25 protein-coding genes are annotated in these 26,607 nt (G+C 66.8%); 18 read left to right on the top strand and 7 right to left on the bottom strand.

All coding sequences use genetic code 11. The features are described from left to right. Together A5785_RS08055 and A5785_RS08050 are read left to right on the top strand one after the other, a co-directional pair. Positions 1 to 1,108: cytochrome P450 (locus A5785_RS08055; RefSeq protein WP_082946552.1), on the top strand; the 1,108-nt coding region annotated here is incomplete at its 5' end. A gap of 5 nt (positions 1,109 to 1,113) precedes the next feature. Next, positions 1,114 to 2,205 carry a GAF domain-containing protein gene (locus A5785_RS08050; protein WP_064865726.1) on the top strand — a complete coding sequence of 364 codons (1,092 nt, stop codon included), beginning with the start codon at positions 1,114 to 1,116 and terminating at the stop codon, positions 2,203 to 2,205. A 9-nt stretch (positions 2,206 to 2,214) separates the two neighbouring features. Here A5785_RS08050 and A5785_RS22845 read toward each other — a convergent pair whose 3' ends face one another. After that, a complete protein-coding gene (locus A5785_RS22845) occupies positions 2,215 to 2,727 on the bottom strand; it encodes a helix-turn-helix transcriptional regulator (protein WP_269449559.1) in 513 nt (170 codons plus the stop codon). A gap of 593 nt (positions 2,728 to 3,320) precedes the next feature. On the opposite strand from A5785_RS22845, the gene A5785_RS23250 reads away from it, so the two are divergent. The 15 genes from A5785_RS23250 to A5785_RS07980 all read left to right on the top strand — a co-directional run bounded on the left by A5785_RS23250 (position 3,321) and on the right by A5785_RS07980 (position 18,404). Further along, positions 3,321 to 3,572, top strand: coding sequence for a hypothetical protein (locus A5785_RS23250; protein ID WP_156525483.1), 252 nt, complete (start codon positions 3,321 to 3,323; stop codon positions 3,570 to 3,572). Continuing rightward, entirely contained in the window at positions 3,569 to 5,194 is a 1,626-nt protein-coding gene (locus A5785_RS08045) for a cutinase family protein (protein ID WP_231894078.1), read from the top strand. The genes A5785_RS23250 and A5785_RS08045 overlap by 4 nt, the downstream gene beginning before the upstream one ends. 158 nt (positions 5,195 to 5,352) lie before the next feature. Further along, positions 5,353 to 6,420, top strand: a complete 1,068-nt coding sequence (locus tag A5785_RS08040) for a C40 family peptidase (protein ID WP_064865723.1) — start codon at positions 5,353 to 5,355, stop codon at positions 6,418 to 6,420. Next, positions 6,398 to 7,066 carry a hypothetical protein gene (locus tag A5785_RS08035; protein ID WP_064865721.1) on the top strand — a complete coding sequence of 223 codons (669 nt, stop codon included), beginning with the start codon at positions 6,398 to 6,400 and terminating at the stop codon, positions 7,064 to 7,066. Before A5785_RS08040 ends, A5785_RS08035 begins: the two co-directional genes overlap by 23 nt. Further along, on the top strand, positions 7,063 to 7,794 hold the full coding sequence (locus A5785_RS08030) for a hypothetical protein (protein ID WP_064868449.1): 732 nt from the start codon (positions 7,063 to 7,065) through the stop codon (positions 7,792 to 7,794). Before A5785_RS08035 ends, A5785_RS08030 begins: the two co-directional genes overlap by 4 nt. A 17-nt stretch (positions 7,795 to 7,811) precedes the next feature. Then, the gene (locus A5785_RS08025) at positions 7,812 to 8,150 is read left to right on the top strand and encodes a hypothetical protein (RefSeq protein ID WP_064907300.1); all 339 of its coding nucleotides are present in this window, start codon (positions 7,812 to 7,814) and stop codon (positions 8,148 to 8,150) included. Beyond that, complete coding sequence (locus tag A5785_RS08020) at positions 8,150 to 8,662, top strand: hypothetical protein (RefSeq protein ID WP_064865714.1); 513 nt, start codon at positions 8,150 to 8,152, stop codon at positions 8,660 to 8,662. Before A5785_RS08025 ends, A5785_RS08020 begins: the two co-directional genes overlap by 1 nt. A gap of 39 nt (positions 8,663 to 8,701) precedes the next feature. Next, on the top strand, positions 8,702 to 9,442 hold the full coding sequence (locus A5785_RS08015; RefSeq protein WP_064865712.1) for a hypothetical protein: 741 nt from the start codon (positions 8,702 to 8,704) through the stop codon (positions 9,440 to 9,442). 16 nt (positions 9,443 to 9,458) lie between these two features. Beyond that, positions 9,459 to 10,181: a hypothetical protein gene (locus A5785_RS08010; protein ID WP_064865710.1), complete on the top strand. Its 723-nt coding sequence runs from the start codon at positions 9,459 to 9,461 to the stop codon at positions 10,179 to 10,181. Positions 10,182 to 10,231: 50 nt separating this feature from the next. After that, positions 10,232 to 12,088 carry a hypothetical protein gene (locus A5785_RS08005; RefSeq protein ID WP_064865708.1) on the top strand — a complete coding sequence of 619 codons (1,857 nt, stop codon included), beginning with the start codon at positions 10,232 to 10,234 and terminating at the stop codon, positions 12,086 to 12,088. Between the two features lie 73 nt (positions 12,089 to 12,161). After that, positions 12,162 to 13,646 carry an SCO6880 family protein gene (locus A5785_RS08000; RefSeq protein ID WP_064865706.1) on the top strand — a complete coding sequence of 495 codons (1,485 nt, stop codon included), beginning with the start codon at positions 12,162 to 12,164 and terminating at the stop codon, positions 13,644 to 13,646. Between the two features lie 2 nt (positions 13,647 to 13,648). Then, positions 13,649 to 15,349, top strand: coding sequence for an ATP-binding protein (locus tag A5785_RS07995; RefSeq protein ID WP_064865704.1), 1,701 nt, complete (start codon positions 13,649 to 13,651; stop codon positions 15,347 to 15,349). Then, positions 15,327 to 16,013, top strand: coding sequence for a hypothetical protein (locus tag A5785_RS07990; RefSeq protein ID WP_064865702.1), 687 nt, complete (start codon positions 15,327 to 15,329; stop codon positions 16,011 to 16,013). The genes A5785_RS07995 and A5785_RS07990 overlap by 23 nt, the downstream gene beginning before the upstream one ends. After that, entirely contained in the window at positions 16,010 to 17,764 is a 1,755-nt protein-coding gene (locus tag A5785_RS07985; protein WP_156525484.1) for a type IV secretory system conjugative DNA transfer family protein, read from the top strand. The genes A5785_RS07990 and A5785_RS07985 overlap by 4 nt, the downstream gene beginning before the upstream one ends. Positions 17,765 to 17,801: 37 nt before the next feature. Further along, on the top strand, positions 17,802 to 18,404 hold the full coding sequence (locus A5785_RS07980; RefSeq protein ID WP_064865699.1) for a DUF4913 domain-containing protein: 603 nt from the start codon (positions 17,802 to 17,804) through the stop codon (positions 18,402 to 18,404). A gap of 253 nt (positions 18,405 to 18,657) precedes the next feature. Here A5785_RS07980 and A5785_RS07975 read toward each other — a convergent pair whose 3' ends face one another. From A5785_RS07975 to A5785_RS07950, 6 genes are all read right to left on the bottom strand, one after another. Next, the gene (locus tag A5785_RS07975) at positions 18,658 to 20,268 is read right to left on the bottom strand and encodes a hypothetical protein (protein WP_064865697.1); all 1,611 of its coding nucleotides are present in this window, start codon (positions 20,266 to 20,268) and stop codon (positions 18,658 to 18,660) included. 138 nt (positions 20,269 to 20,406) lie between these two features. After that, positions 20,407 to 21,321: a hypothetical protein gene (locus tag A5785_RS07970; RefSeq protein ID WP_156525485.1), complete on the bottom strand. Its 915-nt coding sequence runs from the start codon at positions 21,319 to 21,321 to the stop codon at positions 20,407 to 20,409. A 51-nt stretch (positions 21,322 to 21,372) separates the two neighbouring features. After that, entirely contained in the window at positions 21,373 to 22,206 is an 834-nt protein-coding gene (locus tag A5785_RS07965) for a hypothetical protein (protein WP_064865693.1), read from the bottom strand. A 34-nt stretch (positions 22,207 to 22,240) separates the two neighbouring features. Then, the gene (locus tag A5785_RS07960; RefSeq protein WP_064865691.1) at positions 22,241 to 23,653 is read right to left on the bottom strand and encodes a hypothetical protein; all 1,413 of its coding nucleotides are present in this window, start codon (positions 23,651 to 23,653) and stop codon (positions 22,241 to 22,243) included. Then, positions 23,650 to 25,296 (bottom strand): relaxase/mobilization nuclease domain-containing protein, encoded by a 1,647-nt coding sequence (locus A5785_RS07955; protein ID WP_064865689.1) that lies wholly within the window; start codon positions 25,294 to 25,296, stop codon positions 23,650 to 23,652. Before A5785_RS07955 ends, A5785_RS07960 begins: the two co-directional genes overlap by 4 nt. Beyond that, positions 25,293 to 25,640 carry a hypothetical protein gene (locus A5785_RS07950; RefSeq protein WP_231894079.1) on the bottom strand — a complete coding sequence of 116 codons (348 nt, stop codon included), beginning with the start codon at positions 25,638 to 25,640 and terminating at the stop codon, positions 25,293 to 25,295. The genes A5785_RS07955 and A5785_RS07950 overlap by 4 nt, the downstream gene beginning before the upstream one ends. A 490-nt stretch (positions 25,641 to 26,130) precedes the next feature. Here A5785_RS07950 and A5785_RS07945 point away from each other — a divergent pair, with 490 nt between their 5' ends. Next, positions 26,131 to 26,544 carry a hypothetical protein gene (locus A5785_RS07945; RefSeq protein ID WP_064865685.1) on the top strand — a complete coding sequence of 138 codons (414 nt, stop codon included), beginning with the start codon at positions 26,131 to 26,133 and terminating at the stop codon, positions 26,542 to 26,544. The last annotated feature ends 63 nt before the right edge of the window (positions 26,545 to 26,607 follow it).

Here is a 26,607-nt window from a genome sequence, read left to right as displayed (position 1 = left end):
GTTGTGGGGGCAGGCTCGGCGGATTCTGACCCCAGGGTTCTCGCAAGAAGCGATGCGCGTCTACCACCGCGCGATGCAGTCTGTCTCTGACGATCTGACGGCAAAGTGGAATGACCTAAGCGACGTCTCAGTGCATGAGGACATGACCGCCGCGACTCTGGAGGTAATCTCGCGGGCGGGATTCTCTCAGTCGATGGGGCTACTCGGAGAGCCTGCACAAGCATCCGAGACCAAAGAGTTCCTGTCCGCGTTAGAAAGGACCCTTGATTGGGCAAGTCAATCCAGCAACGATCTTCCTATAGTCGGGTGGGTGCGTGGCCGGCACGCAAAACCGCAGCTGAGCAGAGATGTGGCATTTGCCCAGAACTATGTCGATGATCTGATCAAGGTGCGTCGGCGAACTGGTGTAGCTAGAGCCAACGGCGGAGAAGAAGGTCCCGACCTGTTGGACCTCATGATGAACAGCGAAGATCCCGAGACGGGGCAGACTCTCCCCGACGAGAATATTCGAGACCAGGTGTTAACCTTCCTGGTCGCTGGCCATGAGACGACTGCCGCTCTGCTGGAAGTCGCCCTGCATTACCTCGCTTCCGCTCCCACAGTGGCCACGACGCTGCGATCGTCACTAGATGCTGGGAGTACCACGTACGAGTCGATAGCCAAGAACCGCGTCCTAAGAGCGTTCCTCAGCGAGTGTCTACGTCTGTGGCCACCAGTTCCTGGCTTCTTTCGTGTCGCACGGACAGATCAGAACCTTGGGGGATTCGAAATTCCTGCAGGCCGTGCTGTCTTCGTTCTCGCGTTAGCTGCCCAACGGGATCACAAGGTTTGGGGGACCGACGCCTCCGAGTTTCGGGCGTCGCGCTTCATCGACACACGGATCACCGCCCGATCGGGCGAGTTCTTTGCTCCGTGGGGAGCAGGCCCTCGTTCATGCATCGGTCGACAATTCGCGCTCCATGAGGCCGCCGTGCTTTTGAGCGGTATAGTGGCGAACTTCGATGTCGACCTGGTCGACCGACACGAGCCGATCCGCATGCGCGAGCGGGGCACACTGCGTCCGGAACCGTTCACGATAGGGGTATCACGAGTAGCAATGGAAGGGTAAAGAAAATGGGTTCCTGGTATCTCATAGAGGCGCTCGCCCCTCCAGCACTGTCGGTAGTCTTTAAGGACGGCGATAGCCGTGAGTGGACGTCGATACGCTCGCTCCGCCGCCAAGACGGTGTTGAGCCGATCGAAGACCTTTGCACCGAGGTCGTCCATAATCGCGATCGACTCGACCGGACAGTTGTCGGCAGGCTGGGTCCGCGAAGGATCGTCATGGTGCCAGTGCTTGGTCCCGAAGGCGATGTCTACGGCATCAAAACGTGGATCGGTGAGAGCGGCGAGCAGCCCACGCAAGAACGCGCGGTGGCCGCAGTTTCCTGGTCAATCGAAACACTCACTGTGACACATACCCTCGAGTCGTACATGATGAGTTCGACCAGTCCAGAGGGTTTTGGCAGCACTCGCGATCCCGGTGAGTTCCTTCGCAAAGTAGTCCAGTTCGATGCTCTGAATGAACTAGCCGCGTTATGTATGAATGACGGGACGCGCACCCAATTTCAGGGAGCACTGACTGTCCTCCACGACGACGGGCACCTCATGGCATGGCGAGGAATTTCTCGAGCGGGTACTGGAATCAATGGCTCAGAGATTCGGGGACTCATGCACGACGTGTCCGACACTGAGAAGCCGTCGATTGGACCTCTCACCGCACTGCGGTTAAGTGACCTGGAACGTCATTCCGATGCCCCACCTGCTGTGCTCATCGCGTATCGAACCAACGACGAAGCCACGCCACCTGTGATTCCAGCGATCATGTACTGGATTTCACCGAAGCCTAACTACGTCGCGGATTCCGCAGTGACGGACTTGCCGGATATGGAGACGCCCGGTACCCCGCCTAACCTGATCCATCCAGAGGATTGGGACGAGTTTGCGAGGGCACAGAAGGTCCTCAAAGCCCGCACGCAAAACGAATTAGAAATACCCGTTATTGCGCGAATACTAAACAAGGACCGAGAATGGACCCTGGTCCGTTTTCTGCTTACAGGGTACCCCGGGGCAGTGGGGAAGAGGCTACACGTTGGACGTTTCAGCCCAATTGAGATCGAGCATCTCGCGACCGAGCGCGCGAGCGAAACGAACGCCGCCGAATAGTTGCGCTACTTAACTGCGGCGGCGGCGCGCCGCTTGCCGCTCAGCAAGGTGTCTCACACGTGCGCTTCGTGTATTTTCCCAAGCAGAGTCCACGACACCTCGCGACACGCCGTAGAGCTCTGCCATCGCGTCGGCAACCGAATCGGGTAGCTCCCGACGTTGCCCGCGTTCAAACTCGCCCAAGCTGGTTCTACTGATAGACAGTGCGCCTGCTGCCGCCGACTGCGATTTACCACCACGAGCGCGTAAATCAGCAATCTGGATCGCCTCTTCATCCAACCCAGGGGTCAACTCCTCAACGTTGACTCCTAGCGCAGAAGCGACAGCAGCCAGACTGGGCGCGCTCGGAACTGTCGTGCTGTTCAACCACGCCGACACGCTCTGCCGCGAAACTCCAACAGATTCTGCGAGTTCATCGGGCTGCACCCCGAGGCGGGACATAATGCGTCGGAGGGTAGCCGATGAGAACCCATAGACGCCCGCTCGCGGCACTCTCTCGCCTCCCTCGGTGGCCGAAATCATCCCGACTGCACTTCAGCCCTTCCCATCATTGTGACTTGCACGCACCAAAACATCCTCTCCGATCCGCCGATTACCTGCGCCCAATACTTGCACGCGAGAGGCGTTGACGGTACGGTAGGACGCGTAATAGCTATCACTTGACCGCCGTTACGGAGGTGTTACTATCTCTCTCACAACGCGCACTCATGTGGAAGTTCCCGCGCTCTGGTTTTCCGAGTGTGGTCGCGACAAATCGAACGCAGGGCATCGCTATATCGCGATGCTCAAATCGTTGGATACCCCGCACCACAGAGGAGAAACCGCACTCAATGACCACTCAAATCGGATGCCTTGGCGGGCTCTGCTTAGTATCCAGAGCTACCGAATTGGGGGAGTCTGTGACCTGACGTAATTCAGCCCTCACAGTTCCAGACGAGCCTCGATTGGCGTCAATACTCGCCTGGAACTGCAAGAGATACCCATCCGATCCGATGCGGTAGGTGAGGCATCGGTCTGGACGTGAACATTCTAGCGCCGTTGGCGTGGAACCATGCGCATGTCTTGACCCTCGCTTCTCTCTGCACGCCCAGAGCGCAGATTGCGAGGCTAACAAGATGAGTGTTCTGAATATCAGTACTGCCAGTGATGTGGCGAGTGCTGTAGACGCCGTGGTGGAGGAGTGGTCAGGCCAGCAGCAGCTAACCGACCTGGACGCGTGCTTGACGGATCGGTGCGGTGCGCGCCGCGTTGGTTGGTTGTGTGTGGTCGGGCTGCGGGTATCGGATTTCGCGCTGCCGCACTGCAATTCCGGCCATTACACGATTCGTTACACGACTCATCACGCATTTGAGGGTGACGCGCGATGAGTCGTCGTATGCGCCGCTTTGTCATCGCCGGGTTGTGTTCCGTTGTCACCGCGGCGTCTGTGTCGGGGGCGGTAGCCGTCTCCGCGGACGCGGCACCGTCGACGATCGCGTGCAAGGACGTGTTCGTTTTGGCGGTGCCGGGGACGTGGGAGACGAACGCGAAGGCGAATCCGGCGGTGGTGCCGGGGATGTTGGCCAGTGTTACGAACCCGTTGAAGGCTGCGGTGGAGAAGGGCACGCCGATCTCGGCGCCGGGTGTTGTGCCTGCGCAGATCGGCGCGGCGCCGACCGTGGGTATGGGCCAGGGTGCGGGGGATTCGTCGGGCTTGGGGTCGTTCCTTGGTGACGCCGCGACGTCGGCGCTGAATAGTGCAGCGGGGAGCGGGACTGCGGGATCGACTCCTAGCGCGGGCAGTGTGCCGCTGCCCGATGAGGGCGGTCCGACCGCTGGCGGTTCCAACGATTATCTGACCAACGACGGACGGGGTGGCACGGGTGCTGCTGCACCCACCACGACGTCGACGCCGACCACTACGGATGCCCCGACGACATCGGCGTCGAGTGGGGGACTGTGGGATGCAGTCGCACCGTCTACCGAGACCAGCTCGGCCGTCACGACCACACCGACGCCCGGTGCGGCTGCTCCTGCACCCACCGATGGTGGTGAATCGATCGGCAAGTCCGTGAGCTTCGAACAGGTCCCGTATGTGGCGCAGGTGGGCGGCCCACTGGCCGGGGTGATCAAGGGCAATCCGCTCACTCTGGGTCAGTCTCGCAAGGCCGGCACCGACGCCCTGAACGCCCGGATGAAGGCGATTGCGTCGCAGTGTCCGACGGCCAAGCAAGTCCTGCTCGGTTACTCGCAGGGCGCGCTCATCGCCGGCGATGTGCTGTCGGCGATCGGAAACGGCAAGGGCCCGGTCCCGGACTCGACTGTGATCGCCGGCGGTTTGTTGTCGGACCCTGCCCGCACCCAAACCACGTCGAACCTCGACTCGGATCAGCCGACAGCACAGCCGGTGAGCCTGCCGGGCGCGGAGAGCTTCGTGGGCCCGAATGTGGTGGGGCAGGGCGTCGTTGGTGCCCGCCCGGACGGCTTCGGCACGTTGGCCGACAAGGTCACGTCGTTTTGCGGTGCGCAGGACAGTATCTGCGCTCTGTCGGGAAAGTCCAAGGCGATCGCCGCGGTTGTCCCGCTGCTGAACCTGCGCAGCGAGGACATCGGCCCGTACGTGACCGGCCGCGCGCTGACGCTGCTGGAGCATGTCGCTAACGCAAACCCGGCCGACATTCAACAGGCGGTGACGTCGGTCATCAGCGCGGTCACCCGGGTCTCGATGGCTGCGGCGGTCAATCCGGCGTCGCTTCCTTTGGAGCTGGCCCAGATTGTGTTCGCGTCGTCGATGCTCTCCGACATCGGGAAGGTCGTCGACATGCCCGAGTATGACGCGTTCCTGTCACTGACCAAGCCCGATGAGTTGGCCACGCAGGCAGTGCAAGTGGCGTCTTACGCGCTCTTGGGAGCGCACCAGGCGTACGCCCACACCACGGTCGACAGCCGCGGTGACTCGGCCACGCAGTGGCTCGCGAAATGGCTTCTCGGCCGGATTGAAAGCAGCTAACCAAACAAACAACACCCCGCCTGGCGGGGACCTGACGGGGCGTATGGGAGTGCGCCGCAAAGGGTCGCCACCAGAGCGGATGGAAATCCTCGCAGGGATAACAGGCGACGGCACACAGGCCGCGTCACCGGCGACGCAAGCTGGGGAAGGTGTAGGCGGTGAAGAAAACCTCACTGGCGCTGGTGCTAGGAATCGTGTTCCTGGTCCCGGTGATCATCGTGACGGTCATCGCTGCACCGTTCAGTAAACCCTCCGACGAGATCGGTGGAGGATCGGCGCAGGCCGGTCTCAAGACCGGCACTGTCCCACCGGAGTTTGAGTCGTGGGTGATCAAGGCTGGCAAGGTCTGCTCGGACATCTCCGCCCCGGTCATCGCCGCGCAGATCGAGGTCGAGTCCGGGTGGAACCCGACCGCGGTCTCGCCGGCCGGGGCGCAGGGACTGTCGCAGTTCATGCCCTACACCTGGCCGTCGTACGGCGAGGACGCCAACCACAACGGCACGGTGTCCCCGTTCGATCCGCCGGACGCGATCATGGCGCAAACCAACTTTGACTGCAAAACAGCCGCCCAGGCACGCAAGGACATCGCGTCGGGGCGGATCAAGGGCGATCTGCTCGACATCGTCCTCAACGCCTACAACTGCGGGTACGGGTGTGTACTCGCCAACGGTGGCCCGAACATCAACAACGGCGAGACCGAGTCCTACGCACCCAAGATCAAGCGCCTGATCCCGAAGTACGCGGCTATCGGTGCCGGTGGCGGCAACACTCGACTGTCGGGGCCGATTAACCGGAAGATCATCCAGGCGGCGATGCGGTGGCTGGGAACTCCGTACGCCTGGGCCGGTGGCACGAAGGATGGACCGTCGGCGGGTTCAGCACCTGATGTCGGGGTCACCGGCTTCGACTGCTCGGGGCTCACGCTCTACGCGGTCGCGCAGGCCACCGCCGGCAAGATCGTCCTTCCGCACTTCACCGGTGACCACTCCAACCCGGGCCAGCTCTACGACCCGCGCGGTAAAGAGATCCCGTTCGACCAAAAGGCCCCGGGAGACGAAATCTATTTCGGCAGTGGAGGAAACACCCACCACGTCGGCATCTACTACGGCAAGCAAAACGGCGTCGACATGCTACTCAACGCCCCCCAGTCGGGGGAGACGGTGTCGATCATGCCGCTGTCGGGATGGAACGGAGAGGAGATGTATGTCCGCCGATTCGGATCGTAAGACGACCCGCATTCACGTTCTCAGTGCAGTGGTGGGGGTGGCGGCTGCGGCCGCCGTTCTCACCGCGTGCTCGGGTGCTGACGACACCACGAGCTCGACGACCTCACCGTCGGTGGCGACGGTATCGCTGCCACCGTTTACTGCGCCGTCGGTGCAGTCCTGGCCGGGACGGTCGGCGACCTACCCGACCCCGCCGCCGATTCCGCCGACGCTGCCGAACGGGGTCGCCGCCAACCGCGCCGATCCGACATCGGTGGCCTTGGCCGCAGCCCGGATCTGGTTCGGCTGGGACACCGTCACCGACCGCAGCCCGTATGACGCCGCAGTGCGGTCGACACCGCTGATGACGCAACGGTGTGCGCAGCGAATCACCGCGACACCGCCGATCGGCTCGCCCGACGCGGACTGGACATCGCTGGCCCGTGTCCACGCTCGCGCGCAGACCACCGTGGCGATCGGGAGCGAGGAACGCCCCGCCGACACCGCCTCCTTCGCGGTGCGGGTGGTCACGGTCACCCAGACATTCACCGCCGACAGGGCGGTGCCAGACCGGCATCCGGTCGCCGTGGTGACGATGACCCGCGACAGCGCGGGGTGGTCGGTCACCGACGACGGCCAGCACGGATGCGGGGTGGTGACCCGATGACCCGCATGCGCCCACCAGTGATTGCCGGCGTGGCCGGGGGCGTAGGGACCACTGTCGTCGCCGGACTGCTCGGCGTTCCCGACGCCGGTGTGTGGGTACCCGGGATGCCCGCCGACGTCCTGGTCTGCCGTTCGGTCGCCCACCAGCTCGCCGCGGTGACCCGCGCCGCGGCAACCCTCGACCCGCCGCCGGTCGTGGTGATCGTCGCCGACTGCGCCGAGAAGGCACCCGCCGCGGTCCGCGACCGCGCGCACATGCTCGAACCGAATGTCGCAGCCGTGGTGTGGATTCCGTGGCTCGCACCGCTGCGCGAAGTGGCCGATCCGGCCGCCGCCGCCCGCGACGCCGTGCTGGGCGATGCCCCGCCTCGCTGGGCGATGGCCGCTCGTGTGCGTCGGGAGGACCTGCTCGCCGCGGTGACCACCGTGTTGAGCGCCGAACCGAACAACGGCGACGACGCCACTCATCCGGTGGACACCGCGCCGAGCGCCCCGGAGGCGCCCGCCGAGGTGGCTGCGGCACCCACGTCGGTGCAGTCAGCCGCGCCTAGCGCCCCTGCCGCGTCGCGGGCACCAAGTTTCCCGCCGCCGCCGGCGACGGGCGCCGACCACTGGTCGGTGGCGCCTGACGCGCCCCCGTCGCGGTCGGCATCACACGGGCCGCCTCCCCAGGCCCGCTACACCGCACTCGACTCGACCGGCGCAGATGGTCTGCGCCGGACCTCCTGAAAAGACAAGGAACACGCATGTCCATCGCACTGGAAACCCTTACCCACGCCGCCACCCTGTGGGAGGCCCACCGACCCCACAGCGGTATCACCGTGGCCGACGGCAACTTCCCCGACCCCAAGCCAGTCCCGCTGCCAGAGAAGGCCCAGCGCGGCGTCGATCAGATCCTCGGCATGGTCAAGACTTTCATCTACGTCCTCGCCGTGGGCGCTGGACTGTTCGTCTTCGCCGGAATGATCATCGGCGCACGCGGCCGGTCAAATTTCGCCAAAGACGCTGTGAGCCACTTCCCGTGGATCTTCGGCGGCATTATCGGCGTTGGCTGCCTCACCGGCCTGCTCGACATGTTCAGCTGATGGGCGGCTTCCGACGGTGGGCCGCGGCAGCGATCGCGGTCTGGTTCACGGCATGTCTACTCGCCACGCCGTGTGTCGGGGTGGCCTGGGCCGACCCCGCCGCACCGAGCGTCCCCGGTCCGTCGACCGGCCCGGCCCCGTCATCGGGTGCCACGGCCCCCGATCCGTCGACCGACCCGGACTCCTCTGGTGGGGACAACGAGATCAAGTTCGGCACTCCTGAGCAGGGCCAGATCCACTGGGAGAAGTTCGGCGGCTCGGAAAAGGACTCGGCGAGAAACCTCGACCAGTTCTCCACCCAGATCGTCGGCTACTGCCTGACGGGGTTCGGTATCGCCGCCGTCCTCGGCGGGATGGTTGTGATGGGTCTGATGATCGTCGGGTTCAAGGGCCGCTCGACGGTCGCGAAAACCGCTTTGGAATCCAGCATTTGGATATGGGCCGCGTGCCTGCTTGTCGGATCTGCCTCCACGATCGGCGGGCTCCTGCTTTCCGCAGGCATCCCCGACTGACCACCCAACACCTGTGATGACGAAGGAAGGACACCGCTGATGGCGATGACAACGAAAGAGTTCCGCCGCCACCGCCTCGACGGCCGGGGGAAGGTGATCATCGCCGCACTGGTCGTAGCCGGGGTGGTGATGGCTGCGCTGCTGCACTCGTGCAGCTCCGACACCACCCCGGGCAGTGGAGCGCTCGGCCAGTCGTCAGGGGCGCCGACGACGGCGAAGGGGTCGCTGGTGCCGCAGATCCCGCACCGCACCCGTACACCGGCCGACCCGGACTATCTGACCGCTGCACCGCAAGGCATTTCGTGGCAACGGGTCGATGGGGTACCCCTACCGTTTTCGGCGACCGACGGCCCGACGCGGATCAACGGCGCGGTCACCGGCGGGTACTCCAACTCCCCGCAGGGCGCGGTCCTCGCGGCGGCGCAGATCGCGTTCCGGCTGGCGTTCTCCCCGGACTACCAGGCAGTCGTCGACGCACAGACCGACGTCAGCGACGCCACTCGCAGCCAGCTCGTCGCCGCCCGCGCAGCGGGCCCGCAACCCGACCCGTCGGTCATCGCGCAGTTCGCCTCAGCACCAGTGGCGTTTCGGGTGTCGGCGTTCGCCGACAACCACGCCACGGTCTACCTGGCCTATCCGCGCACACCCGGTGACCAGGTGCGGTTTTCCCGGTCGGCACTGATCTGGGAGGGCGGCGACTGGCGCTACAGCGACCAGTTCGACTCCCACAGCCCGCCGCTGCCAGACGCCCCGCTGCCCGCCACGTTCACCCGCTTCTGATCAAGGACGACCCGCTATGAGTTTCACCAGCCCCGAATTCCGGCAGCCCCCCGACACTGGTCACCGCCGTGGCCACCGAGCCGCCGTCATCGCGATCGTCGTCGTCGTGCTGGCCCTCATCGCGGTGGTGGTCGTCGTGGCCACCCGCGGCGTCGGCCGCAACGCTGCGCCTGGTGGGGGACCGGTGCCCGCACCAGACGCAGCTCCCTCGACATCGACGGTGACCTCCAGGCCGATCACGTGGTTGCAGGTCGGCCCGGTCCAGCTGCCGTTTTCCGACACCGCCGGCCCACGAGTGCAGGAAGGTGTCCTCGCCCGCGGCTTCGCCCACACCGCCGACGGTGCGCTCATCGCGGCGCTGCAAATCCCGTTTCGGGTGTATTCCCTGTCGGGCACCGAGCAGATCATCGCCGACCAGGTCCTCGGCGACGACAGCGACCGCGACGAGGTCCGGGCGCAAGCATCACGGCTGCAAGCCAGCCTCGACACCAACCAGGTGCTGCCTCGTGCGTTCGCGTGGCGGGCCTACGAACCGTACGACGACCAGGCCGCCACTTATGACATCGCGACCCCGACCGCCGACGGCCAGTACAACGTCTTCCGTCTCACCGTGGTCTGGATCTCCGGTGACTGGAAGTACCAGCCCAACTACTACGAAAGCCCCGCCGACCCGATCCCCGCCGCCACAATCACCGGCGACCCGGCCTGGCACCAGTTCACCGACCGGAGCCTGCGATGACCGGCCGCGCATCCCGTCTCAGTACCTCCCTGGCCGCTGTATTGGGTGCCATGGCGGTCCTCCTGTCGGCGTTCGCTGGGTCTGCGGCCGCCGACCCAGCGACCACCAAGGGCTGGGTGCCCGCCGATCCCGGCCCACTGACCAGCGAGCAGAAGTCATGGTTGACGCCGATCGACGGCCATCCCGGGTTCAGTTCAATCCAGTGCGCGACGCACCCCGATTTCGGTGACTGCGCAACCCATGGCGGGGCCGATGACTCCAAGGGGTTCACCAGCTACATCTACGACTCCACCGGCAAGCTCGCCGGCGTCGCGGCGACCGCGCCGGGCTCGCTCGACGCCGACCACAAGGGCCTGCTCAACAGCGACGGTGTGCTCGACTGCGCGACTGCCAAGAACAAGATCCCGGTCTGCGACAAACCCGAGGGGTGGGAGCAGTCCAAGCCGATGCAGTACGACAGCAATGGCCGGTTCCAACGCCTCACCCAGGGCGGGACGGTCACCCCCGGTGCCGGTGACGTCACTAGGAAGGTGGACTGGGACAAGCTGAATCCCGTTTCCGCGGCCAAGAAGGAACTCGACAACTGGTTCGCGCAGGCGTGTGAGTCGATCGGGAAGTTCGCCGGTGACCTGCTGACACTGTCGATGACGTGGTGGCTCAAGGTCGGCTCGATCGACGTCACCTCTGGGCTGGCGCTCACCGGCAGCCGCGCTGTGCAGACGGTGGTCATGATGATCATCGCGCTCGGCATCATCGGCTCGGCGATCACGATGGTGCTCACCCGCCGCCCCGGCCCCGCCGCAGAGCTGGGCATGGGGGCGATCAAGTTCGTGCTGATTGCGTCGCTGTCGACGACGATCCTCGCCGGTGCCATGCACGCCGGTGACGACTTCGCCCGACAGGTCACCGCCGACGGTGCTGACCAGTTCGGCCCGCAGATGCAGCAGATGCTGGGTATCGCCACCCTGCACAACCCCGGCGGAGTGTTGTTGCTCGGCATCGTCGCCGCCGTCCTCGCCGGTATCCAGTGGCTGTTCGGCTTCGCCCGCCAGGCCGGAATCGTCGTCCTCTACGCGATGCTGATCTTCGCTGCCGCCGGCCAACTGTCGTCGTGGGGGCGCCAGTGGTTCCCCCGGATCTGTGCGATGCTCATCGCCCTGGTGCTCTACAAGCCCGCCGCGGCGATCATGTACTCCCTCGGATGGAAGCTAATGGGCACCGAGCACTCGCTGTCGGCGGTGATGGTCGGCTTGATGGTCATAGCCCTGACCATGCTCGCGCTACCGGCGATGCTCAAATTCTTCGCGTTCATCTCCCCAGCCATTGCCGGCGGCGGGTCCGCGGGTACAGCGCTTGCCGGCATCACCGGCGGCATGGGGCTCGCCGCGCAGCTCGGCGGGGACATGCTCAGCTCGTTCAGCTCGTCGGGTGGGGATGGCCAATCCAACTACATGGACGCCACCGGCCCGCAGTCGTCGACGACCGGCCCCGAGGCCGACCCGAGCCCCGGCAACAGCCCCGGAAGCGGTGGCGGCTCCGGGGGGGACGGCTCCGGCGGCGAGTCTGCTGGCGGCGCCGAGGTCGGCGGCGGTGCGGACGTGGCCGATCTCGGCGGCTCCGACGTCGGCCCAGAGTCCCCCGACGCCGCGGGCGGTATCTCCGGCGGCGATGACGGTGGGGTCCCCGTGAGCAGCGGTGCCGGCGGCGAAGGTGCCGCCGCCGGGGGTGTTGGTGGCGGCGAGATGGGCGCTGTCGCAGCGGAATCCGGCGGCAACCCCTACGTCGCGGCGGCAATGGTGGCCAAGGACTCGATCAGCTCGGCCGGGGACTCTGTCACCGGTATGGCCCAAGGCATGGCCGACGGCATGACCGAAACCGCCGACACCACCGGACCGGACATGCAATGACCGACCACCGAGACGACCGCCACACCACCGTGCCCGTGCGCGGCACATCCTTTGCACGACAGGAGATTCAGCGATGACAACCAACCCCGGATATTCCGGTTACCGACGGGCCCGCGGGTTCGGTATCGGCAAGCTCGGCACCCGCGAGACGATCATCGTGCTCATCGCGGTGACGGTGGTGGCGTTCTCGCCGATGCTCGGCAACCTCGCCTTCACCGGAATGCTCGCAGTACTCGCCTTCCTCGTGATCGTGCTCGCCGTGATCCCCGTGACCTCGTCAGGTCGCACCATTGTGGCTGCGACGGCGTTCTATCTCCGTTTCGCCGGGGCGGGGAACGCATCGGCCTACGCCGACGACACCCTCGAGGAATTCCCGCGCGGCGAGAACCTGCCCGGCCCACTGGCCCCGCTATGCCCGATCGAGGTTGAAGACGGCCGCGGCGGCACCCAGGCGCTGATTTGGAACCGCCAGACCGGCCTTCTGACCGCGCCGCTACTCGTTGCGCCGGTCGGATTGACCCTGGCCGACGACGCCGACGCCCTGACGTGGGTGACGAACTTCGGTGGGTTGCTCGCCGAGCTGGGGCACATGCCGCTGGTCGATTCGCTGGCGTTCATCACCGAGACCGCGCCCGCGGGCGGGATGAACCAGCGGGCGTACACCCTCGACCGACTCGAGAAGAACACCAGCGCACCGGAGTTCTGCCGGGGCGTGCTCGAGCGGCTGGTCAACCAGTCCCGGGCCCGCACCGCAGAGGTGACCTGCCTGGTGACGATCAACTTCAATTTGTCTAAGGCGACACCGGTCCCGGAGACGTTGCAGCGCGGCGCGGCCGAGGTCGTCAACATGCTGCCGCGATTCGAGTCGTCGCTGGCCTCGTGCGGGATGACGGTCATGGGGCGGATGACCCGGGCCGGGCTCATCCGGTATCTGCGCGCGGCGTTCGACCCGGCGATCCGGACGACCGAGCTCGACGAGACCGAGGAGCTGTGGCACTGGAAGGACGCTGGTCCGCTGCGCACCGAGGGGTCCAATCCTGATGTGTACGCCCACGATTCGGGCTATTCGGTGTCGTGGGTGTTTACCGCCCCACCCAACGGTGTGGTGCGGTACCGGTCGCTGCTGCCGCTGGTGGCCCCGGGCCGTTATCACCGCCGCCTGTGCATGATCTACCGCCCCTACAGCGCGGCGGAGGCGTCGAAAAAGGTGGAGTCGGAGGTCAACGCCGGTGTGTTCCGCCGGATCTGGGCGCAGAAGACGAAGAAGGACGAAACCCAACGCGAGCACGACGATCGGGTGAAAACCCGTCGGGCGGCGCAGCAGGAGTCGTTGGGCGCGGGCTTGGGCCGGTTCACGTTCTACCTGACCACGACGGTGCGCAACGAAACGACGTTGGCCGCGGCGTGCGCTGACGCCGAGGAACGCCAGGGCCAGAGCAAAGGCCGCTGGCGCCGCGCCCGCAAGGCCCAAGAAGCCACATTCATGGCGTCACTCGGCGTGGGGGTCGATCCCGCATCGGGGTTGTCGCGCAACGCCGCTGACCGGTGGGGAGCATAGGTATGGGAACGCATTCGATTATTGAGGCGGTCGCTGAGCGGCCGTCTCATCTGCCCGACGTCGACGTCGCCGTGGCGGTTGAGGCCGAACGGGTGTCGATGGGCCAGAAGATCCTCCGGGCGATCGGGTTGGGTCCGCATCCCGACGCGGTCGCTGATACGCCCGGCGAGGTGTCGTTCGACGACATCCCCACCGACCTGCCGTTCGACGTCCTCAACGCGGCCCTGGGGCCGCGGCCACCGGCCAAGGGGTTCCGGCGCCCGTTCGGTGGGTGGGCGGCCAACGTCGAGCCCGGCGCGTGGTGGCAGTCGACGACCGCGGAGATGCCCGGGTTCTATCCGTTCCCCGCGCCCAGTGGTGCCCGGGTGCGTGGTGTGCCGATCGGCCGCAACCTGCACACCGCGGAGCCGATCGGCCTCGATCCGGCGCAGTGGCTTGTCGATGGCCTGGTGACCAACACCGGGATCTGGGTTCAGGGCCAGCCCGGTATTGGTAAGTCGTCGTTCCTCAAACGCTTGCTGATGGGGTTGGTCGGGTTCGGGTTCATGGGCATCATCCCCGGTGACCTCAAGGACGAATACACCCCGCTCGTCGGGGCGATCGGCGGTGAGGTGTTCCGCATCGGTCGTGGCCTGCACTCGCTCAATCCGCTCGACCGCGGCCCACTGGTCGCCGTCATCGCCGGTATCACCGGCGCTGAGCGTGACCAGCTCGAATCGCTGGCCAACAGTCGCCGCTTGGCGCTGTTGGAGTCGCTGCTGGCCATCGTCGGTCGAGCGGAGCTGACCCCGACCGAACGGCTGCTGCTGGGCACGGCCACCGCGATCGCCGACGACGCCGCAGGCGACGAGGAACCGACCATCCCGGATGTGTTGCGTGCCCTCGACAATGGCAGTGACGCGCTGCGCAAGATCATGGCCGTCCCGTCGGCGGTTGGCGGTGTCGAGGACATGACGTATCAGCGTGAGATCCGGGAGTTCCGCAATACCTTGCACCTGCTGTGCTCGGACAACGGCCCCATCAAGGGGATGTTCGATCGGCCGTCGACGATCAAGGTCACCAAGGACCTTCCGGCGGTGTCGCTGTCGCTGTCGGCGATCGAGGACGACGGCGACGACGTCGTGGGCGCGGCGATGCTTTGCTCCTGGACGTGGGGTGCGGCGGTCATCGAGGCCCAGCAGGCATCGGGCAACCGGCGCAACATCTTTCAACCCCAAGATGAGCTGTGGCGTGGCCTGCGGGCGGGTCCGGGACTGGTCGAGAAGACCGACCGCATGACCCGCCTCAACCGCCACCGCGGGATTGTGTCGGCGCAGTCGACGCACTCGCTGTCTGACCTGGACGCTCTGGCCACCGTCGAGGACCGCGCGAAGGCCCGCGGTATGGCCGCGCGTAACGCGATCAAGGTCCTCGGCGGCCTCGATGGCGAGGAAATGAAGCGCCTGCACGAGCTGACCCCGTTCACCAGCCGGGAACGGGCCATGGTCACCAGCTGGTCGGCACCCCCGACGTGGGTTCCCGGGCAGCGCCACCCGGGCCGCGGCAAGTACCTCGTGAAATCCGGTGCCCGCATGGGACTTCCGGTGGTCATGGAGTTCGACCCGGCAGAAGCCGCCCTCTACAACACCGACACCGCCTGGAACGGCGTGACCGCGAGCTTCGATACGAAAGGAACGACCCGTGCAGACTCCGACGTCGCTTGATCACCCGACGGTGCTGGTGGCCCCCACCCGCACCGCTCTGGCCGCCCACCTGCGCCTGGCCCCGAACGCAACGGTCATCAGCCCCGACCCCGCCGCGGGGTCGGCCGACCGGCGGGCCTGGTGGCCCCTGCTCGACGTATGCGCCGATCAGTCGATCGCGGCGACCGCGGCCGATCACCTCACCCGCGATCTGCCCTCGGCCCTGCGGTTCGCGATCCCCGACGCCGCCACGGTCCTGACCGGAGCGCTGCACGCCGCCGCTCTCGTCGGGTGGCCACCGGTGACCGTCGCCCACATCCTCGACGCCGGGGCCATCCCAACCATCGTCGAGCTGCTCGGTGCCGACGGCGACGACGACCTCGCCCTGTGCGTCGCGGCCGCCGCCGGTGACCTGGCCCCTGACCGCGATCTCGTGCGCTATGCCGCCGCGCTCGCCGGCCGGACTCTGTTGTCGGTGGCCGCGGCGATCACCGGACCCACCCGACCCACTGGCGGCTACGACGCCGGCGGGAACGGGGTGTGGCGAGAAGTGCGCGGCGCGCGGTCATCGACAGTGATTGTCCACACCGACGACACCGCACTCGGACATGTCATCGCCGACCGTGTGCTCCTGTTGGCGGCCACCGAGGATGCGACCCAGGCGCAGCGGGGGTCGGTGGCATGAGCGACAACTCGTCGACCGACAAGCAGATGCAAGCAATGGGTTTCGCCGGTCTGGCGGTCATGGCCGCGATTGGTGTCGCGATCATCGGCCACAACATGCTGGGGTGGCCGACCTGGCTGCCGGTCACCGTTGTGGTCGTGGTTCTCATCGCCGCCGCGGTGGGGGCATACGTGACCCGCTCGTGGTGGTCGCAAAGCCCCGCCGACCGCAAGCTGCGTGACGCGAGCGACCTCGACGACGTTATGGGTGCCGGGGCGATCGACAAGGGCGCGGAACTGCGCGGTCTCAGCGATGACGATCCGGCCCGCTCGGGTCTCACCGCTGAGGACGTCGCGATGGCCATCGGCGTCGTCCGACGCCAGGGCACCACCAAAGGCGGGCAGCGGGTCTACAAAACCCTGGAGGACTTCACACTCATCATCATGGGTCCACGGTCGAATAAGACCAGTTCACAGGCGGTGCCACGCATCCTCGCCGCCCGTGGCGCGGTGGTGGCTACCTCGAACAAACCGGATCTGTGGATTTTGACCGCCGCCCTGCGTAAAGAGGTCGGACCGATCTACGCCTACGACCCGGGCCGGATCGCGTTCGTCGACCAGATGTGGTGGTGGAACATTCTGTCCGCCGTGGTCGATTACAAGTCGGCCAAGCGGGTCGCCACTCACTTCATGGCCGCGGTCGGGACCAACAATTCCGACGGCGGTAACTCCGGTTTCTTCGACTCCTCGTCCAAGCAGATGCTGTCGCGGACCCTGCTCGCGGCCGCCGTCGCGGGCCGGTCGATGCGCGATGTCATCGAGTGGATTGACGGATACTCGGCCGAACCGGTGGAGCTGCTGCGCGAGCATGGCCTGCACCGGCACGCCCGCGCCTTGGAAGCCCAGTGGGGACTCCCGCAGGAAACGTTGGGCGGTATCCAGGGTGGGGCATCGGCGGCGCTGGAGTCGCTGCAAGACGAGTCCGATCTGTGTTGGGTCACCCCACCGGAAACGTGGGAGAACCCACCCGCCCGCGAGATCCCCGAACTGGATCTGTGGACGCTGTTCGCCCCGGCGGAGAAGGACGCACCGACGTTGTATCTGATGACTCAGGAGGGTGCGGAGTCCTCGGGCCCGGTGGTCGCTGCGATGGTCGATCAGATCTTCAAACTCGGCGACCTCGCGGCGTCGGCGTCCGGTGGGCGCATCAGCCCAGAGCCGGTGATCGTCCTCGACGAGGCTGCGAACATTTGCCGTATCCCCGACCTGCCCGCCAAAGCGTCGCACCTGGGGTCGAAAGGCATTCTCGTGGACGTGATCTTGCAGTCCTACCAGCAAGGCATGGGCGTGTGGGGCCGTGAGGGGATGGCCGCGATGTGGGGTGCATCGACCTGCCGCATCATCGGCGCTGGCCTACAGAACGTCGACGACGCCCGCATGGTGAGCGACCTCGTCGGCACCCACGAGGTGTGGAAAGAATCGCTGAGTATCGGCCCTGGCGGAAAGACGAAAAACCGGAGCCAGGTCCGCGAACCGATCCTGCCGCTCGAGGAGGTCGCCGGTCTGAGCCGCAACCACGCCCTGCTCATTCGTCAGGGTTCGCGGCCGGTCCTGCTCGACCTGCTCCCGTGGTATCGCGAGACCGACAACGCCGCGGCCATCACAGAGCACGCCCGCGAGTACACCGCCACGGTGCGCGATACCGCGATCCGCGAACTCGGCGACGACAACCCGCTCGGTGCGCGTCTGCGTCACCGCCTCAGTGCGGTCTAGAGCCCGTGATGACCAATCGAGGGGAAGGGTGGCGGCTGTGAGTGATAGCGACCGCGATATCGCCGATCTGCGCGACGCGCTCGCCGCGGTGCGGGCCCAGCTCGCCGATGTGGCTACCCAGGCGGAGATCCAGGCCGAAGGCATGGCGCAGCTGGAATCGACACTGGCCGCACTCGGTGAGACTGCCGACGAACCCGTCACCGTGGCCACCGATGACGCTGCGACCGACGCGGGCACCGGGCAGGAGGAGACCTCCGAGGTGCTCTCCGCGGTCGACAATGGCCCTCCTGTGCTCGACGTACTCCGGCCGTGGGTGATGGCCAACGTGAGTGACTGGTGCGAGCGCAAGGTCGCCGCCGGCGGTGGCGGGGGAACACGGTGGTGCTCCCGATGGGATCTTCACCCCGAGGCGATCACCCGGCTGTGGGCGCTACGCGCCCAGCAGCTCGTCGCCGCCGCCGAGGGCGCATCCGCGCTGTCGGGGTATCTGCGTGACCACTTCGACCACCACGTGGGTGTGCTCACCGGTGCCGGCGGCCCCTTTCACGCGTGCACCCCGGAAAAGCACAGCCCACCCAATTCGCACGACCGCCGCTACCTGCCCACCACGGCGCCGGGCCTCCGCGCCGTCGCCGGCTAAGCACCGGGCACCCCTTGAACCCGCCACCGTGTTGTCTTACTCCCAGTCTCGACCGGACCACACGGTGGCGCGGTGGGTGTGGCCGGAATCGAGAGCGCGGAAGGTCCGTGGGCTCCCCAGCCCCGCAGCACCTGCCGAGTCTCCGGCCACACCCGCCACCCATACCCCAAACCAACAACTCACCCCAGGACCGCACTTGCGACCGCGGCGACGATCCCGAGCCGCGCTACACAACCTCACCGGCGGTCGTCGCCTATCTCTCGACTAGCCACCGAACAACGACCGCTATGACGGAGTCCATTCCAGGCCTGCTGAGCAGCAGTGTTGTCGTCAAGCTGAGCCCCGACACACCCAGAGCTATTCGACCGGTTCGGTGAGCAGCGCGGGCAGCACCCAGCGTTGCGACGGTCGTAAGAATCTCGCGGAGAGCTGATTCCGCGGCGACAAGGTCTTCGAGGGAGCGAAGTTGCGAGTCGCGAAGGCGCTCGGTGAAATCAAATCGTTCTTCGTCCTCATCTAGGAAGCGAAACGTGAACTGGGGGACGGCGACGTTCGGCGAGTCCCACCATTCCCTCATCTCCCTGGCAGTGGTCGAGAGATCAAGGCTGAGACTGAGCATGTCCTGGCGTAAGTCGGAGAGCTGCTTTGGAGAGAAAGCGTTGTGTTGCCCGGCTGTGTCCCGAGCACTGGTGTAGCGACCGCGAAGAGCGTCAACCATGTGGTCGACGGCCATTGCCAGTATCAGGTTTTCCATCTGGTCAGCAGCTCGATAAGCGACAGCGTCGGCGCTGCCCGGCGTACCTCCATAGTGCATGTCGGTTACTGCGCCAGCCGCAGTCCGGTTGCCCCACAGGGCCCACGTGTTCTTACTGAGGATGTTGTCGGTCTGCTGGCGGCCGCTTCGCGCCAACACGAGCTTGGGCACTTGATCGGACTCGATGACCGCGTAGACCTCCGATAGGCCGAGACCGCGGAGAATTCTGTCCTCGCCGCGTTCCTGCGTGGGGTCGTGCAGCTCCAGGAGCAACACATCGATCAGCGGCTGAGGCGTGCCGAGATTGTGGAAAAAGCCGCCGCAATTAATTCCCATCCACCGCCGTGCCTCGTCATGGAGCTGCCGGCGGGCACGCTGAGTTTGGTTGTAGAAGGCGAACTCTCGCGAGTCCGCCACTCGCCCGTGGTCTGTTCTCCGGAGCTCGGGTTCGTGCTGCCGGTGCCACTCGTTATCCAGCTGCGTCGCAGCGGCGACGGTGAGCCGGAACCGCCCCACGACTGCCGTAAGCCCTGTGCCGATCTGCATTGAGATGAGCTCGACTCCCGAAGCGAAATCGGGGCGTCGGTAACGGTCAACTTCCTGGAGCCGCGACCAGTGACCGGAGCCGCCGCGGGTGTCGGCGAGATAGTCCGCCACACTGCCGCCGCCGAACGTGACCATCATCGGCGGGAAGGTCTCGTACAGCGTCGCCAGGTCCGGTGTCGCGCTCGGTGGAAACAGTTCGACGACCCAAATCGCGGGAACGGTGACGTGCTCGTCGCCAGGAACAGTGACGTTGTGCATGGGGTCCGCCGGGTCCCATGCTTTGTTCCGGTCGTGGTCGTTGAATCTGGTAAGCTCGCGCCGCCACTGCCCCAGACGTCGGCGAACTGATTGCGGCATTAGCCGCTGGGGCCACGACCTCAGCGCTGCGTCGAGAGCGAGAAACGGTAGGTCGTACCAACGTCTACGAAGTTCGCCGATGAAGGGGGCTTTCTGGCGGGCCGCCTCCAGGTAGCTGTCGTTGAGACCCGACGGAAATTGAATGCCGCCGTCCGAGGGCGTCTCGGCTGCCTGCCCGTCTTCGTCTGGACGGTCTCCATCTGTCACGTGACCCCCTGGTCTCGACCCGCTTGTCGCGCGGACGCGACAACGTCACGGTAGATCACGCCCCCCGATGCACCCCCACCAACCGAACCGCTGACGTCCGCTGCCAGATGAGCGCCACTGCGCGCATCCGCACTACCGCTATCGCTCACGCCAGAGGCCGCCGACTGTTCCAGTGTTGACCCAGGTGAGGGTCGCAGCAGCGTGGGCGGCTCGGTCCCGCCCATCTACAGGCATGTCCAGCGCGATCCGCAGATACGCTTGGCGTTCGAACGTCCGCCGGTGCTCTGGAGGCCAAACCGTCTCAAAGTCCTGAGGACTGAGCTCCGCCCGCAGATGAACCCGCCCTGCCCCGTTGACGTAGATCCCGGAGTGGTCGAGCACCCGCAGACCCGGGCCTTCCTCGTCGGTGCCGAGTCTGTTGACGTGCAGGGTCGGCCGCAGTGGCTCCAACCCGTCGCTATCCCACTCGTCGCAGGAGATGGTGAGCGACCACCGGTGGTTCGGGAGCATCGCTTGCTCTCTGGCAGAGATGAACAGGTCCGCCTCGAACGTCACTCTCTCTGCAATGCAGGTGACCTGCGGACTGATCAACTCCAACTGGGGTGTTACCGCGGTCGCGACAAGGAGACTTAAGAGCTGCGCACGGGTCGCCGAGGAGGTGCCAGTCGCGGTTCTCCACGGAACCTCTCGCTGTGGGTGGTTGTGGCCTGTCAGGTGTACGTAGGGGGAGCGGTCCGTCTCGAATAGCAGTGCGGTGACATCGCCTGTGGCCGTTGCGACGTTGAGGGTCTGCACCGCGGGAGCAACGCCGTCGAAGCAGCGTTCGAGCTGGGGCCACCAGTTGGCCAGCTCGACGGAGCCCGCGTCCTCGACCCTCTTACGTCGCTCGTCGAGACCGATGATCCACAATGCTTCTGCCCCGCGGGCCGCGTTGCACAATGCTGCGATTTGGCGCGCGGACTTGCGATAATCATCCGGCCATGTGGCCTTGCATTCGGTGTAGTCGTCCTCGACCGGGCAGCCGTTGACGACGCGGTCGACGGCGGCGAGCACCCGCACCTCCAACCGTCGCTTGTCCATGATGTTGACCGTAGTCGGCGTCGGTCAGGGGGCGGAGATAGGCGAAGTGCGCACTCGACCGAGCTCGGGTTCGGAGCTCGCTGACGGGGCCGCCCACCACCGCCGGTCGACGATGAAGCAGGCCACAAGGACAGCGACAGCGGGGACGCCGAAGAGGTAGAGGATGGCGTAGCCGTTTGCCCAGAGATCCCAGTGAATGAGTGCGTCCCAGGCGATGTGCAGTGCGATGAACCCGGTGAGGATAGTCCACGACCGCCACCGCCAGATGATGTATGCCGACACTGCCGCCCACAGAACGAGAGCGGCGACCGCCCAGCCGTAATACACGTGATAGGCCAGCCGGGCAGCGATCAGGATCGGTAGCGCGATGACAGCGCGGCGGGTGAACAGACCGACGGCCATGGCCAGACCGGCCACAACAATCATCTCCTCACCGATCCCTGCGTGAGCGGCGAGGATCATCGCCGCCGACACTGGGGTACCGGCGCGGGTTTCGGGTGCGGGCAGGCCCGCGCCGTGGGCGAGCATCGCTTGTTGAATGAGCTGCGCTGAGACCAGAGCGAGGGCGTAGACCGCGATCGTCGCGACGATCACCACCGGCCCTACCGGCGAGGTTCGGTGTGCGATGTCACCGCCCGGCCACCGGAACCCGCCACCAGCGGTGAGCTCTGCCGCCCCCACGACGAGCCCGACCGCGATCATCGTTAGGCAAATCTCGACAGTGACATAGGTCCAGTCGTACGAGACCGGACCACCGTCGGCGCTGCTCGGGATACTCAGGTCGGCGCCGCGAAGCGCCGCCACCGATGCAAAGATCCCGAGGCCAAAGGCAAGGAGATATGCGACGACGAGTGCCACCGCGACTGCTAGCCGCCCGCGAAACGTCAGGGAGTTAGCGGGTTCGGGCACGGCGGTTGGTGTTCTGCTGTGGTGCGCGTGTTGGTCCGCCGCGGCGCGGCCGCGGGTTAGCGGTGCGGACGGCGTTGCCGTCGGCGGTGCGTGAGGGTGCGGCGGCGGCGCGTTCGGCGGCGCGTTCGTCGGTGAGGTGATCGGCGGCGTGGCGGGTTCGGTCGGATTCGGCATTTTCGGCGAGGTCGCGTTCGTCGGCGGCGGTGTGTTCGTGGTCGACGCTCTGGCCGTGTTCGAGAGCGATGTCGGCGCGCTCGGTGCCGCGGTCGAGGGTGTCGTCGACTGCGGGTGCGGCGATCGTGGCGAGAGCTTGTTCGTCGACGCGGGCAGTCTCGTCGTGTTCGGCCGCGGCGTCGGTGTTGGTGTCGGCGCGGGCGATGTGGTCGGCGATGTGTGCGTCGTCGACCGACAACAGGCCGGGGTACTTGTCGGCGAGTTGTGCGTCGAATGCGTCGTCGAACTGACCGATGAGGCGTGTGGCGCGGGCCCGATCGGCGGGGGTGTCGCGGGCTTCGGTGGTGAGCCATTCCGTCGCGGCTTCGCGGCGGGCGGTGTCTTCGTCACTGGGCCCGGGTTGCCCGGCCGCGGTCTTGCGCATCTGCCACATCGCCAGGCCGGCGGGGGAGCGCACCTGCTGGGTGAACCGCAGACCGGCGACGGCATCGGTGAGGGTGTCGGGGTCGGCGCCGGCGGCGACGAGGTCGGCGAACTGCTTCTCCGCGCGCGCCCATGACGGGTGGCCGGTCACCCGGTCGGGCACTCGGTCACCGAGACGGTCGGCGAGCTCGCGGCGCTCCTGGGCCTCAGCGTCGTCGCGTCCGCGTGTTTCGGTGTGCTCGTCTGCCGCTGCGGTGGCGGCCTCGGCGCGGGAGTTGTCGAGGTGGACGCGCGCCTTGTCGTCGGCGATGTCGCGGGCGACGTCGCGTAGCTCGTTGAGGCTGTCGTGGCTGGGGGACTCAGCCAGCCAGGACCGCACACGTGCACCCATGTCGGCTGACCCGGCCGCGACGGTCACTGTGCGGTTGTCGAGGGTTGCTTGCACGATTTGGGTGTGGTCGTCGAGGTCGGCGAAGGAGATGGTCATTCCCGACGGGCCATGGTGGTGGGTGGTGATGTCGCCGGCGGCGACACGCTGGTTCCATTGCTCCGCTTGGGCGGGGGTGAGGCGGTCGAGGCTGTGGGCGTCGGCGGCGAGCTCGAGGCGGGCGGCGTGCTCGGCGTCCGACCACCCGGCGCGGCCGCGCCGCTCACGCGCAGCCCGCATACCGTTGGCGAGTGCGCGGGCGGCCATCGCCATGCCGAGGACCTGTTCGCGGGGCAGACCGAGGTGCGGTGTCTCGCGCAGGTGCGCGAGCTCGTCGGTGATCGTGTGGGTGCGGTGCTCGGGTGCGGTCATCGTCGGGGTCCTGTCTGTGGTCCGGGGGGAGGGGGTGGTGTGCGCCGTGCGCCGGGACTCGATGCGGGAGTTCCCCGCGGCCGCGGCGACGGCGTCGGCGGGGCGCGGTGCGGATCAGGGCTCGCCGACGTCACGGCCGCAGGCGTGGCCGCCGTCGGCTGGCTGACCCACCCGGTGTGGGTGCGCAGCGCACTCACGCATCGGCGGGCCGCGGTGCCGCCAGCGGGGGAGCCGGTGCGGTCATGCCAGGCGGCGATCTCGGTCACCAGCTCGGCCAGCGCGACAGCAAGCGCGACGCTCGCGGTCTTCGCGGGCCCGCCCTCACCGAGTGCACCGAGCGCGAGGAGGTTACGGGAGGCGGCGTTGAGGTCGGCGGCGATCCCGGCGAGCGGGCGGCCGGTGTCGTGGCGAGCATGTGCGGCCATGCGTGCCGCCCGCGACGATCGGTGACCGGTCCACACCGATTGGATGCGTGGCCCGGTCTGATCGGGTGTGCCGTTCGGTCCGGGGTTACCGGCGGTGACCTTGGCGTAGGTGGCGACCATGCGGTGCGCGGCCACAGCGATGTCGCGTTGGGCGGCATAGGGCTGGCGGGCGAACGCCCGCTGGGCGCGGGTGACGACCTCGCGGGCACCGTCGAGTCGGGTCGCGCTGAGGCCCCAACTCCGCGCGGCGGGCCGGTCTGCGACGACACCACCGTGGCGGGTGAACTCCGCCGACACCTTCGGCCACGACAGGTCCCGAGCGAGCTTTCCGCCGCCGTAGAACACTGGGCGGCCCTGACGATTGCGGTCACCGGGCAACGCCACCGCGTATCCGTCGACCGCCCCGGCCTGGTCGTGATGCAGGTGCACCAGCAGGCCGCGGGTGCGCAGGCCAGCCAGGAACTCTTCGGTGTCGTTGGATGTGGCCGCAGTGTCGGCGACGACCTGGCGCAGCTGCCCGCGGATCGTCTCGCTCGGATCGGTCCGCGAGGCCACGAACGCGTCCGGGTCGGCGGCGCGGCGTGCTGCCTTCTCGAACTCACCGCGCGTCGCGGGCCGGTCGGCGTCGCGGGCGTTCTGCGCGGTGACAGTCAACCCGAGGCGGTCTTCCCACTCCCGCATCACCGACCGCAGGTTGCGGTAGTCGTTGCGCGGATGCACCCGGGCCCCGGTGTCCTGGCGGACCAGGGTGGCCGCGATGTGGATGTGATCGTTGCCCTCGGCGCTGCGCCCGTGGTGCACCGCGATCCACCGGCATCCGCCCGGATCGTCGGCCGCGGCGATACCGGTCCGCTCCATCACGTCGCGGGCGATCTGCGCCCACGTGTCCTGGGTGAGAGCGCCGTCGGTCGCGGGAATGGCGATCGAGGTGTGCCACACATAGCCGTGCTTGGTGTAGCCGGGCTCGCCGTCGGCCGGCTGACGGCGCGGCAACCCGACCGCCGCGGCCGGGGCGTGAACATGAGCGCGTAACGCGGCCAGCTCAGCGGGATCGAAATCGAAATCGCCGCCGCCGATCCTCGTCGGCTGCAACGCGCCGGGATCGTGCTGCCACGACGCGATGACCGTCGGCCGGGTGTGTTCGTTGTGCTTGCCCGGACCCATCAGATACGACACCAGGCCGGGCGCATCCCACCCGCGGTCCACTTTCCCGATCACCGCAGCCTCCGCAGGATCGCCATCAGCTCGGCGTCCACGCGCTCGTTGGTGCGGCGCACAAAATCCAAAATCGCACCCGACTGCTCGACCAGCTCGCCGGTCGAGTTGGCGTGCCGAGCGACGTCATTGAGATTGCCGGCGACGTTGCCCATCAACCGGCGCAGGTGGCGCACCTCGTCGAGAACTTCCCGCGCACCGGACACGGTGACACCGGCCGCCGGTGCAACCTCGGCACCGGAAGACTCACCCCGACCGGACGTGTCCGCGCGCGCGGCGCGCACCGCCTCCCTGGCGATGTAGGCACCCGGCCGCAACCCCGCCTGCGCCGCCGCAGCGTTGATCACCGTGCGCTCCTCCGACGAGAGCCACACCTCACGACGGGTACGCGGCTCACCCGACACATGGGTGCGGTGCCCCCGCGCCGATCGTGTCCCCATCGCCGTCCCTTCTCCGTCTCACACCGCCCCGGCTGGGGCGCTCTGGTGGTCGCGGTCTCCGCCCCCGACCACCCGCCACACCCGGCCAGCCGCCGCGCTGGCCGCGACTCGTACCACCGAGTCTGGCGACCGCCCGCCGCAGGCGCAAGCCAAACCCCCGGGTTTTGGCATATCTTGCTCCCGCAAATTCCGCTGGGAGCACGCCCGCAGTTTCGAACGAGCTCACCGCCAAAGACGCTGGGGACAACGGGGGTTTCTGCCGGGGCCGATACAGCTGCCCGGCCGGCGGAATGACTCGCCGGATCGGCGAATCCCTTGACAATAGAACCATTAGATACATTAGATGTCTATGGGCGGTGTGGCCGCTCCATAGACCTGATGAACGAAGGGAGGCGCAGTGGCCGGGAAGTCGAAAGCCGCGGGCGCATTGGAGGCGTACCGCCGCGAGATCATCTCCGACGGGATCGAGCAGCGGATCGCCGATCTGTCCGACGCCGTCGCGGCGTACGAGACCAACCGCACCGACCGCAGGGAGCAGGAGCGGGCTCTGGCGCAACGTCAGGAGCGCGACGAGGACGCGGTCCTGGCCGCGTTCGAGGGAGCCAAGGCGGCCGGGGCCAAGCCCTCGGCGCTGGCCAACATTGGGTTGCGCCCGGACTCGGCATTGGCCGCGGCCCGGGCACGCACATCCAAGAAGGGGCCCGACTCCACGACGGCCGATCAGCCGGACGGTGAGCTCCCCGACGCCGCCCAGGCCGATGGTCAGTCGTCGGCTGTCGACGTCGCAACTCCGGTGGGGCAGAGCGCATGAGCGCACCAGACTCCGTTGAACGAGTGGGTGATGCCGATCGGCTGGCCGCCGGCTCGACTGTCG

The sequence above is a fragment of the Gordonia sp. 852002-50395_SCH5434458 genome (genome assembly GCF_001665905.1).
GTDB lineage: Bacteria > Actinomycetota > Actinomycetes > Mycobacteriales > Mycobacteriaceae > Gordonia > Gordonia jacobaea.
The sequence above is the reverse complement of the archived record's forward strand: the minus strand, read 5'-3'. Positions and strand labels throughout refer to the sequence as shown.